Source organism: Streptomyces prunicolor (assembly GCF_045162825.1).
Lineage (GTDB): Bacteria > Actinomycetota > Actinomycetes > Streptomycetales > Streptomycetaceae > Streptomyces > Streptomyces prunicolor.
In genome coordinates, this window is sequence record NZ_CP108676.1 from 4325214 (window position 1) to 4336764 (window position 11551).

8 protein-coding genes are annotated in these 11551 nt (G+C 71.7%); 2 read left to right on the forward strand and 6 right to left on the reverse strand.

What is annotated here, in order from left to right; translation table 11 throughout:
- Positions 1–223: 223 nt before the first annotated feature.
- From OG588_RS19465 to OG588_RS19475, 3 genes are all read right to left on the reverse strand, one after another.
- A complete protein-coding gene (locus OG588_RS19465; RefSeq protein WP_405948402.1) occupies positions 224–1588 on the reverse strand; it encodes a phosphomannomutase/phosphoglucomutase in 1365 nt (454 codons plus the stop codon).
- Between the two features lie 100 nt (positions 1589–1688).
- On the reverse strand, positions 1689–3305 hold the full coding sequence (locus OG588_RS19470) for an L-lactate permease (RefSeq protein ID WP_405948403.1): 1617 nt from the start codon (positions 3303–3305) through the stop codon (positions 1689–1691).
- Positions 3306–3451: 146 nt separating this feature from the next.
- Complete coding sequence (locus OG588_RS19475; protein ID WP_078532602.1) at positions 3452–3883, reverse strand: DUF3499 domain-containing protein; 432 nt, start codon at positions 3881–3883, stop codon at positions 3452–3454.
- A gap of 278 nt (positions 3884–4161) precedes the next feature.
- On the opposite strand from OG588_RS19475, the gene OG588_RS19480 reads away from it, so the two are divergent.
- Positions 4162–4611: a metallopeptidase family protein gene (locus OG588_RS19480; RefSeq protein ID WP_405953163.1), complete on the forward strand. Its 450-nt coding sequence runs from the start codon at positions 4162–4164 to the stop codon at positions 4609–4611.
- 29 nt (positions 4612–4640) lie between these two features.
- On the opposite strand, the gene OG588_RS19485 is transcribed toward OG588_RS19480, so the two are convergent.
- The 3 genes from OG588_RS19485 to OG588_RS19495 form a co-directional block, all read right to left on the reverse strand.
- A complete protein-coding gene (locus OG588_RS19485; protein WP_405948404.1) occupies positions 4641–6131 on the reverse strand; it encodes a DUF5719 family protein in 1491 nt (496 codons plus the stop codon).
- Positions 6128–9868, reverse strand: coding sequence for a glycosyltransferase (locus tag OG588_RS19490; protein ID WP_405948405.1), 3741 nt, complete (start codon positions 9866–9868; stop codon positions 6128–6130). Before OG588_RS19490 ends, OG588_RS19485 begins: the two co-directional genes overlap by 4 nt.
- Before the next feature lie 210 nt (positions 9869–10078).
- Positions 10079–10342 carry a WhiB family transcriptional regulator gene (locus tag OG588_RS19495; protein ID WP_003975777.1) on the reverse strand — a complete coding sequence of 88 codons (264 nt, stop codon included), beginning with the start codon at positions 10340–10342 and terminating at the stop codon, positions 10079–10081.
- Positions 10343–10949: 607 nt separating this feature from the next.
- Here OG588_RS19495 and OG588_RS19500 point away from each other — a divergent pair.
- Positions 10950–11459, forward strand: a complete 510-nt coding sequence (locus tag OG588_RS19500; RefSeq protein WP_366097312.1) for a cysteine dioxygenase family protein — start codon at positions 10950–10952, stop codon at positions 11457–11459.
- The last annotated feature ends 92 nt before the right edge of the window (positions 11460–11551 follow it).

Consider the following 11551-nt stretch of genomic DNA (forward strand, 5'->3'; position numbering starts at 1 on the left):
CGGTGTTGGAGAGGTGGGCCCCCGGCCCCCTCTAGGTGGGGGTACGACGGTGTACTCGGCCTCGGGCACCGCACCGCACCGCACCGCACCGCACCGCACCGCACCGCACCGCACCGCACCGCACCGCACCGGCTGAAAATGCCGACCCACGTGGAAAAGCGCGCCCCCCTCCAGATGGGTCGGACCGGCATCGAGAAGAACTCTCAGCCGAGGCACCGTCACCTCACCCCCTGATGATCCCCAGCACCTCGTCCCGCACCTTCCCCATCGTCGCCTCGTCCCGCGCCTCCGCGTTGAGCCGCAGCAGCGGTTCCGTGTTGGACGGGCGGACGTTGAACCACCAGTCGGCGGAGGAGACGGTGAGGCCGTCGAGTTCGTCGAGGGTGAGGTCGGTCTGGTTCTCGTAGGCGGCGCGGATCGCGGCGAGGCGGGCCTGCTGGTCGTCGACCGTGGAGTTGATCTCGCCGGAGCCCACGTAGCGGTCGTACTGGGCCACGAGGGCCGAGAGGGTGCCGTCCTGGCCGCCCAGCGCGGCGAGGACGTGGAGGGCGGCCAGCATGCCCGTGTCGGCGTTCCAGAAGTCCTTGAAGTAGTAGTGCGCGGAGTGCTCGCCGCCGAAGATCGCGCCGGCCTTCGCCATCTCGGCCTTGATGAAGGAGTGGCCCACGCGTGTGCGTACCGGTGTGCCGCCGTTCTCCTTGACAACCTCGGGGACCGACCAGGAGGTGATCAGATTGTGGATGATGACGCCCGTGCCGCCGTTCCTCGCCAGCTCGCGGGAGGCGACCAGCGCGGTGATCGCGGACGGGGAGACCGGGTCGCCGTTCTCGTCGACCACGAAGCAGCGGTCGGCGTCGCCGTCGAAGGCGATGCCGAGGTCGGCGCCCTCCACGCGGACGCGTGCCTGGAGGTCGACGATGTTGGCCGGGTCGAGCGGGTTGGCCTCGTGGTTCGGGAACGTGCCGTCCAGCTCGAAGTACATCGGGACGAGGGTGAGCGGCAGGCCGGCGAACACGGTCGGGACCGTGTGGCCGCCCATGCCGTTGCCCGCGTCGACGACGACCTTCAGGGGGCGGATGGAGGTCAGGTCGACAAGGCCGCGGAGGTGCGCCGCGTAATCCTCCAACGTGTCCCGCTGTGTGATCGTTCCCGTCGGTCCGGAGACCTCCGGCGCGCCCGAGTCCAGCCAGGACTCGACGAGTTGGCGGATCTCGGCGAGGCCGGTGTCCTGGCCGACGGGGGCCGCGCTCGCCCGGCACATCTTGATGCCGTTGTACTTCGCGGGGTTGTGCGAGGCCGTGAACATGGCGCCGGGGAGGTCGAACGCGCCCGAGGCGTAGTACAGCTGGTCCGTGGAGCACAGGCCGATCTCGGTCACGTCGACGCCGCGCGCCGCCGCTCCGCGTGCGAAGGCGGCGGACAGGCCCGGGGACGAGGGCCGCATGTCATGTCCCGTCACGAGGGCGCTCGCGCCGGTCACTTGGACGAAGGCCGCTCCGAACAGCTCGGCCAACGACTCGTCCCACTGGTCCGGGACGACGCCCCGTACGTCGTACGCCTTCACGAGCTGCGACAGATCAGCAGACACGGCCAACCCTCCAGAAAGTCCTATCGGTCGCCCCAAACTACCCGCCAGGACCTGCGTGCGACGTGCGGCAACCGAGCCGTCCACACACCGTTACCTCAGCTCAGGGCAGCATCCACCCCAGGACGGCCGAACTCTGCCCGGCCACGATGAGGCACATCACCAGCAGCAGCCCCCCGCTCCAGGGCAGCACCTTGCGCAGGAGGTCGCCCTCCCGGCCCTCCAACCCGACGGCCGCGCAGGCGATGGTGAGGTTCTGCGGCGAGATCATCTTGCCGAGGACACCGCCGGAGCTGTTGGCGGCGGCGAGCAGTTCGGGCGAGAGTCCCGACTCGTGGGCCGCGCTCACCTGGAGGGCACCGAACAGGGCGTTGGACGACGTGTCCGATCCGGAGACGGCCACGCCGAACCAGCCGAGGACGGGTGACAGGAAGGCGAGCCCCGCGCCGGCGGCCGCCACGAAGTGCCCGATGGTGGCGGCCTGTCCGGAGAGGTTCATGACGTAGGCGAGTGCCAGGACGGATGTCACGGTGAGGATCGCGAACCGCAGTTCGTGCACGGTCGCCGCCCACTCCCGTACCGCCACGCGCGCGTGGACCCCGAGGACGACCGCGGTGCACACCCCGGCGATCAGCACGAGCGTGCCGCCCGTGGCGACGATCGGCCAGGTGAACACATTGCCGCCGACGGGCTTCCCGTCCGGGTTGACGACGTCCAGAAAGGGCCAGTCGTACACGCGCGTGGCCCCCGCCAGCCAGTCCTTGACGGCGGGGATCTGCGCGATGGAGAAGATCGCCACGATCAGCGCGTACGGCGCATAGGCGCGCAGCACTTCGCGCCGCGGGTCCTCCTCCGCCAGGTCCTCGCTGGGTACGCCGGTGAGCACGGACGCCCGCACCGACTCGGGGGCGGGCCTGCGCGCCTGCGGTACGGCGACCAGGGCGCCCGCGCCGGCCAAGGCGGCGGCGATGTCGGCGAGTTGGGCGGAGACGTAGTTGGAGGCGGCGAACTGGGCCGCGGCGAAGGCGAGTCCGCACGCCATGGCGGGGACCCAGGTCTCCCGGAGGCCGCGTCTGCCGTCCACGAGGCCGACCAGTACGAGCGGCACCACGAGGGCCAGCAGCGGTGTCTGACGGCCCACCACGGAGGCCACCGAGTCCAGTGGCAGGCCGGTGACCTGGGCGAGGGTGACGACCGGTGTGCCCATCGCCCCGAAGGCCACGGGCGCGGTGTTGGCGACCAGGGCGACGACGGCCGCGCGCACCGGGTCGAAGCCGAGCGCGACGAGCATGACCGAGCAGATCGCGACAGGTGCGCCGAAGCCGGCGAGGGCCTCCAGGAGAGCGCCGAAGCAGAAGGCGACGACCAGGGCCTGGATGCGGGGATCGTCGGACAGCCGCCCGAAGGAACGGCGCAGGATGTCGAAGTGCCGGGTGCGGACCGTCATCCGGTACACCCAGAGGGCGTTGACGACGATCCACAGGATGGGGAAGAGGCCGAAAACGGCTCCCTGGGCGGCGCTGGAGACGGTCTGTTCCAGCGGCATGCCGTAGGCGAGCCAGGCGACCACGGCGGCTGCCAGAAGGCCGGTCAGGCCTGCCCAGTACGCCTTCAGGCGCACCCCGCCGAGCAGGACGAGGACGATGACCAGAGGCAGGGCCGCCACCAGGGCGGACAGGCCGATCGAGTCGGCGACGGGTTCCAGTTCCTGGACGTACACGGGCGCCTCCCCGGGTTCCGCGATGCGGAAAGTGATTTCTCACTGGTCCGGGAATCGTCGTGTCCGCGACAAGGGCACGTCAATGGGCGTGCATCACTGGATGAAACGCCAAGTGAATCGTTGAACGAACTGCGGGGCGGACGCCGTCAGTTGTCCGGCGAGCGCAGCACCCGCAGATGCCCCCGACGCGCGACCTCCATCGGGTCCGCCGTACGGGCCCCGCCTCCGCCACCGGCTCCCGCCGCTCGCTCCTGCGGACGAGCCGCCTCGCGCACCGCGTTGGCGAGCGCCTCAAGGTCGTCGCCGCTCGGGCGGGCCGGAGCGGAGCTGTCGAGGAGGCGGACGACTTCCCAGCCGCGGGGCGCGGTGAGGCGCTCGGAGTGCTCGGCGCACAGGTCGTAGCAGTGGGGTTCGGCGTAGGTGGCGAGCGGGCCGAGGACCGCGGTCGAGTCGGCGTAGACGTACGTCAGCGTCGCGACGGCGGGGCGGCCGCAAGCGGTGCGCGAACAGCGACGTACAGGGCTCACGACGTTGGACGGTACCGCACTCTTGAGCGGGCCGCGACGACTCTCCCCCAGGTCACCCCACCGTGTCGGGCTGTGAGACGCCCCACACGCACCACCGGTTACACGTCGCTGACCTGCACGGACACCCCTTCACGAGATCTCGAACGGGGTCGGACCCGGTCACCACTCGGCACAAACACCGTCAATTGCCTTGAGAGGGACGGTCTTCGAGACATACGGAATCGAGCCCAACCTTGGCTGGAATGGTCATCCGGCGACATGCCGTGCGGAGCGTCCGACGGCGGTGGAGTCGGGCGGCGGGACCCTGCGGGGACTACGCTTCACCAGTGATGGACACCCCTGTACCGCCCTCTGCCGCCAACCCCGGGCCCCGCCGCCGCGATCGCCACGGCCGGGGCATGCGCGGCCCGATCGCGCCGCCCCAGGTTCCGCTCGCCGCGAGCCGCGCCGAGGCGTTCGCGGATCTGGTGCAGGACTCCGTGGAGCGCCTGGAGCGACGCTGGCCGCAGTTGGCCGAGATCGATTTCCTGGTGCTGGAAGTCCCTCGACTGGGTGGTGCGGGAGAGGGCTGGAACGACGAATCGGTGCCCCTGGGGGGCACGATCGCCGCCCGTGAGGGGCAGCCCGCGCGCGTGGTCATCTACCGGCGCCCGGTCGAGATCCGCACGAAGGCGCGCGACGAACGGGCCGCCCTGGTCCACGAGATCGTCGTGGAACAGGTCGCCGAACTGCTGGGGCTCACCCCGGAGACGGTCGATCCGCGCTACGGGGAGGACTGAACCCTCCCCACGCGCGCGTGCCCCGGCTCCTACTTCTTCTGCAGGACGGACAGGTCCTCGTCCGTCTGCGGCACCGACACCGTTCCCCGGTCGTCGGGCAGCGTCTGGATCGTGAAGCCCGGCACGCCCTCCTCGGTCGCCGACAGCGTCCGGGCCGCGTACACCGGGCCGCCCGACTGCGGTTCGACCGTCAGCGCGTAGGTGCCCTTCAGGCCTGCGGGCACCGGGAGTTCGACGTCCTCGGTGGTGCCGGCCTTGATCGTGTACGTCTTCGAGACGGGCGTGCCGCCGCCGCTGCCCGCGGACGCGGTGACCTTGACGGTCGCGGTGCGGGTGGGCGCGACCAGGGACAGCGTGGAGCCCTTGGCGCTGTTGTCGGCGGCCGTCGCGCGCGTACCGACCTGGCCGGTCGCCGGGATGAACGCCGTCTCCTGCTTGCTGCCCTTGCCCCGTACGACCTTCAGCGCGGCGACGATCGGCACGGACTGGTCGGTCGGGGTCAGCACCAGGGACCCCGGGTCGCCGCGCGTGACGTCGCCCAGGTCGACGGCGGTGGTCATGCCCGCCTTCACGTGCACGGTCTCGTGCCCGGCCGGCGTGATCATCCCCGTGGGTGACGACAGCCGCACCTTCAGGTCGGCGTCCGAGTCGCCCGGCGTGAAGGCGATCAGCCGCACCGAGGTGGCGTCCTTGGGGATGCCCGGCATGACCAGGCTGCCGGCCGGGTCGGTGGACGCGGCCAGCCAGTCGCCGCCGAGCTTGGCATCGAGGGCCTGCACGGACGCGCCGACCCGGCCGCTGCGCACGCTCACGTGCACGGTCAGGTCGGTCTCCTCGTCGTCGGTGAGCGTTGACAGCAGGATCGGCTCGCTGGCGTGCGGCTCGACCGTGATGCCCTCCCCCACCGTCGACTTGAGGTCGCCGTCCTTGCCGTAGAGCTGGATGTCGACGACGGCGGCGGAGTCGTCCGGGTTGGTGAGGTGCACGTAGTCGGTGCGGCCGGTGGCGGTGCTGGCACCCGGGAACCAGAACTCGGTGTCCGGGGCGGTGCAGTTGACGCCCTGGAGGCCGCGTCCGTTGCCCGCGGCGACCTCGGTGGTCTCCTGGACGGTCCAGCCGGGCGCGTACTTGCCCTCGGCGGTGCCGAGCAGCGCGGGCGAGTCGGCGCCCGAGCTGTCGCCGGTGGCCGGGGTGCCGGGGTCCTTGGGTTCCAGGACGGGCTTGGCGGGCTTCTTCTTGCTGCTCGTGCCGTCGCCCGACTCCTCGGTGGCGGACTGGAGTTCGGCCTTGCCGCTGCTGTCCGTGCCCGTGGTGACGGGCGTGAAGGACGTGTACGAGGTGTCGGCGAGGTCGGAGGTGCTGGGTGCCGGGCAGAGCAGGCTGGTGCGCTCCACGGGCAGCTGGGCGGCCGCCTTGGCGGTGCCGGCGCCGGACGCGGCCGGTGCCTTCATCTCGGCGAACCCGGTGACGGCGGCGAGCGCGACCACACCGGCGAGGAGGGAGAGGGCGGGGCGGTTCACTGCTGGCTCCCGTCGGGACGCTGCTCGTTGCCGTGCGGTTGTTGCTGGGCCGGGTCGTACGTCGGGTCGTAGGCGGGGTCGTAGTTCGCGTCGTAGTTCGGGTCGTAGCCCTGGTTCTGCCCCTGGTCCTGGCCCTGGTTCGGGTCGTAACCCTGGTCGTACGCCGGGTCGTAGGCCTGCGCGGGCTGGCCGCCGTACGCGTACGGGTCGTACTGGCCCTGGCCTCCCTGGCCGCCCTGGTAGGGGTCCGCCTGATACGACTGGTCGTAAGTGCCCGCCGGGTACTGCTCGCCGCCGTAGGTGCCGTACTCGGCGCCCGCGTAGCTCGCCGCGTCCCACTCGCCGTAGGACTGCTGCTGCGGGATCGCGGCGACGGCCTCCTCCTCCGGAGGAGGCGTGGCACCCGCGGCGAACGCGTCGAACTGCCCGGTGTCCGCCGGGTCGTCGGTCTCGTCGGTGGATTCGGCCTCCGCCTGGGCGCGCAGGCGGCGGGCCCTGCGGCCCTCACCCGCGACCGCCTGGGCCGGGATCAGCTCCTCCTCGGGGAGGTCGTCGTCGATCTCCCGGCGGCGGCCCGGGAGGGCGAGCACGACGAGGACGAGGGCGAGCGCGCCCTGGGTCCACAGCCAGGCGGTGTGGCCGATCGGGTCGTCGTAGGTGACGTCCAACTTGCCGCCGGAGGCGGGGAGTTCGAAGCCCTGGGCCCAGCCGTCGACCGTGGTGCGGGTGAGTGGCTTGCCGTCCAGGGTGGCCGTCCAGCCCGTGGCCGAGGAGTCGGCGAGGCGCAGGACGCGGCCGGTGGCGCCGGACGGGATCGTGGTGTGGATGTCGACGGGTCCGGCGGCGACGGGCTTCGGGGCGGCGGAGCCGGTGACGATCGCCGCGCGGGAGACCTCCTCGTTCACCCGCCACAGGGCGCTGCCGTCGGCCTGACTGAGGCGGCTGAGGCCGGGGGTGGCGTCCAGGACGCGGCTGACCTCGCGGGGCGCGCCCTTGTGGACGAGGACGTAGCGCACGGCGAAGCCGCCGAGTTCGTCGGCCTGGTCGGCGCCGGAACCGGCGACGAGGTTGGCGACGACCTTGTCGAGCTTGGTGTTCTCGCCGTCCGCCGCGGCGAACTCGCCGTCTCCCATGCGGGCGCCGGAACCGCGCACCAGCATGTAGCCGACGTGCGCGGCGGAGTCGCTGTCGAGGACGAGGGTGCGGGCCTGGTCCTGGGTGCCGCTCTCCTCGGCGACGAACGCGGGCACCTGGGTCGGGTCGTGGCGCTCCAGGGGGCCGTCGGCGCCGCGGAGCATCCAGCCGGCGGCGACGAGCAGCGGGCCCGCGGCCGAGGCGAAGGCGATCAGCACGGCCACCGGCTGGCGCCAGCCGAAGCTCTGCTCGGCCACGCGCGCGCGTGCCCCGTCGGCGCCGAGCGCGGCGGCGGCGAGGAGGGCGAGGCCGTAGACGAGGGTCGCGGGGCCGGCCCAGGTGGAGCTGTTGGACAGGACGGCGAAGACCAGGCCCACCAGGGCGATGCCCCAGGCCGTCCAGATGCCGAACTGACGCTCGCTGCGCAGCAGGGCGGCGAGCGCGGCCAGGACGATGCCGATGAGCATCAGGCCGCTGACCGTGCCGGGGCCGCCCGGGCTGGCGCCGAGCAGGTCGAGGGGGGACGCGGACCCGGAGCCGTACTCCAGGCCTGCCTGCTGGAAGAAGCCGAACGGGAGCAGGGTGAGCGACCAGGGCGCCAGGATCAGCAGCGGGGTGCCGTACTGGGCCAGGAAGCGCGGGCCGTAGCCGACGAGGTCGCCGCGGCGCACGGCCAGCAGCGCGATGCCCAGGAGCAGCGTGATGGGCCAGATGATCGGCGTGAAGGCGGTGGTGATCGTCAGGAGGAGGGCGTACGCCCAGGTGGCGCGCCAGCTGCCGCGGGCCCCGGAGGTGTGGGTGAGGCCGCTGGCCGCGATGCCCGCGCGGGCCATCAACGGGAGCAGTACGGCCAGGACGGCGGTGCCGATGTGGCCGCCCGCGAGGGCGCCGGTGGCGGCGGGCAGGAAGGCGTAGACGACGGCCGCCCACGCGCGCAGCAGGCGCGACTCGACGAGTGGGCGGGAGGCGAAGTAGGCGGTGAACCCGGCCAGCGGGACCGAGGCGACCAGCAGGACCGTGACGGCGATGCCGGTCGAGCCGAAGAGCAGCGAGGAGAGCATCGCGACGAGCGCGAGGTACGGCGGCGCGGACGGGGTGCCGCCGACGCCCACCGGGTGCCAGGAGTCCAGGAAGCGGGACCACAGCTCACTGGAGTCGCCCGGGGCGGGCAGCAGCGCGCCGCCCGTGAGCGCGCCGCTGGCGAGCAGGCCGCGGCAGGCGACGAGCGAGACGAGCAGCAGCACCAGGAAGAGCACCGGGCCCGGCTTGCGGGCGATGCGCTTCACCCGCGCGAACTGCTCGATTTCCAGGAAGTCCGCGTCGTCGCCACCGGGTCCAGACTCGACGGCGCCGCCGTGCCGGCCGGCTCCGGAGGTGACCTCGGGGTCCGAGGTGTCTACGAAGCTTCCGGCGACCTGTTCGAAGGTGGCCCGCACGGTCGCGCCCGGCGGCGGGAACAGGGGCCGCAGTTCGGCCTTGTCGATCTGGGCGCCGCTTCGCCTGCGCCGTCCGGCGAGGATCCGCTCGGGGCGCAACAGGGTCCCCAGAAGGCCGCGGATCTCGTCGAGGGCCTGTCCGGGGACCTTGCCGACGAGGTTGGCGACGGTCCGCAGCAGGGTGCCGACGACGACCCTGAAGAGCACCCAGGGCAGCACGGCCGTACGGCTGTTGACGAGCAGGGTGTAGACCGCGCCGGCCTTGTCGACCTTGTGCGGGGAGGCGACGGTGCGGCCCGCGCAGTCGACGGCGCGGCGCTCGCGGGAGGCCGCCTCGGCGTGCCGTACGACCGCCTCGGGGGCCACCAGGACACGGTGGCCGGCGGCGGTGGCGCGCCAGCACAGGTCGACGTCGTCACGCATCAGGGGCAACCGGCGGTCGAAGCCGCCGAGTTCGTCGAAGACGTCGCGCCGGACGAGCATGCCGGCGGTGGACACGGACAGCACGGGCCGTACGTGGTCGTGCTGGCCCTGGTCCTGTTCACGGCGGTCCAGGCCGGTCCAGCGGCGGCCGGAGTGGGCGATGGTGACGCCGACCTCCAGCAGCTGCCGCCGGTCGTACCAGCCGCGCAGCTTGGGGCCTACGACGGCCACGTCGTCGCGGCCCAGTTCGTACTCCTGGTCCACGACCCGCAGCAGTTGCGCCAGGGCGTCCGGCTCCGGGGCGGAGTCGTCGTGCAGCAGCCACAGCCACTGGACCGGTTCGCCGTACGGGAGTTCGGGCAGGTCGTAGGCGTCGTCGCGCCACGTGCGCGTGACGGGGTCCCAGCCGCTGGGGCGCTTCAGGTACGGCAGCTCGTCCGGAGTCAGCAGCGGCGCGGTGCGGTTGGCCTCCTCGACGGCCTGGCCGAAGCCGGTGCGCCGAGCGAGGTGGAGCACGCGGTCGGCGCCGAGGGCGTCGGTGACCAGCTGGGCGGAGTCGTCCGCGCTGCCGGTGTCGGCGGCCATGACGCTCTGCACGGGGCGCTCCTGGCCGAGCAGCCCGGCGAGCGCGTCGGGCAGCCAGCGGGCGCCGTCGTGGGAGACGAGCACCGCGGTCACCACGTGACGCGGGAACTCAGGAGTGGCAGCGTCGTGTTGGCCTGCCGTGTGGCTGTGCACGGACATCGAGGTACGGGCCCCGGTTCGATGGACTGCGGTGGACGCCCGTGTCCCGAGGGGACTGCGGTACGTCTCGGACGAGCGCCCACACTATCGGCTGGGCATGGCAACGGCCCGCCGCCTGTGGATAACCCAGCTGCGACGGGCCGTTCAGTACGTCCTGAGGTATGTCCCGAGGTATGCCCCGCGGTATGTCTTGAGGTGTGCCGTACGGCTTCAGACGGCGGCCTTCTTGAGCCGACGGCGTTCCCGCTCGGAGAGGCCGCCCCAGATCCCGAAGCGTTCGTCGTTGGCGAGGGCGTATTCGAGGCATTCGGAGCGGACCTCACAGGCCAGGCAGACCTTCTTGGCCTCGCGGGTGGAACCGCCCTTCTCGGGAAAGAAGGACTCGGGGTCGGTCTGGGCGCACAGCGCGCGCTCCTGCCAGCCGAGTTCCTCGTCCGCGTCGTCGACCAGCAGTTGCTGCACCAGCTCGGTCATGTGCGCCCCTCGTCCGTCTTTCGCGTCCCCGTGATGTAGCCGTTACCGATGTCGGCTGAACGACACGAGTGAAATTACAAGTGTGCTGCTCCGGGCGAGTCAAGCCGAGATCTGCTATTGGGCCCCTTATTCACTCTGCGGAACCAAGGCCTAGCGGAAAGTGTTCAAATCGGCATAAACATTGACAGCCAGAGGAGACCCCCCGAGCGCCTCCTACCCCGAGACGGAGCCTGTACGGGAGAGGACGCCCAGGAGTTCGATCTCGTTCCACTGGGGTTTGTGCGCCCGGTTGTGCGCCATGTGTCCCGGTAGGCGCATGAACAAACCTTTCACCTCGGAGATGAACCGGATGAGGTGAAACATGTCCCACATACCGGGCGTCGAGTTGACAGTGCGGGTGTGAACCGCTGTCCTTGTGGGCATGCTCGCGAACTTGGCACCCACCTCGACCCGCACCGCCGGGTCCCTCGGTGCTGCCCACGCTCGCTGTAGCTGTTGTTGCTGTTCCGGCTGTTGAGCCCACGCGCTCCAGCCCTGCTTGCTCTCTTCATTTGGTGACACCCAGCCCCCGCCGTTACTTCTTACGCCGAGGAACCACCGCACCCCCATGAACAGCGACAGCGACCTCCAGATCGCCGGCGACATCCTCGAAGTCCCGCACCTGCTCCAGCCGCCGCGCGAACACCCCACCACCGTGGCCGAGTTCGTCGGCCTGGCGCGCTCCGTCGCGGCCGACCGCACCCAGTGGGAGCACCTCGTCGAGTACGACGCGACGACCCGCTGGTACCACCGGCTGCGCACCGGCCCCGGCTACGAGGTGTGGCTGCTGTCCTGGGTGCCCGGACAGGGCAGCGGACTGCACGACCACGGCCCCTCCTCCGGTGTGCTGACCGTCCTGGAGGGCACGCTGACCGAGCGCACCGAGCGGGGCACGCGCGCGTTGGGGGCGGGCGGGCAGCGGGTGTTCGCGCCGGGGTACGTCCACGAGGTCGTCAACGACACCCTCGAACCGGCCATAAGCCTGCACGTCTACTTCCCGGGCCTGACCGAGATGCCGATGCACACGGCGTGCGCGCGGCGCACCGGGTCCGAGCCGGTTGACGCCGTGACCGCCTGACGCGATGCGGTGACCGCCGGGCGCGCGCTACGACGACCGCCCGGACCTCGATCCGGCGACTGCCCGCCGCGTTGTCAGACCCGCCTGCAAGA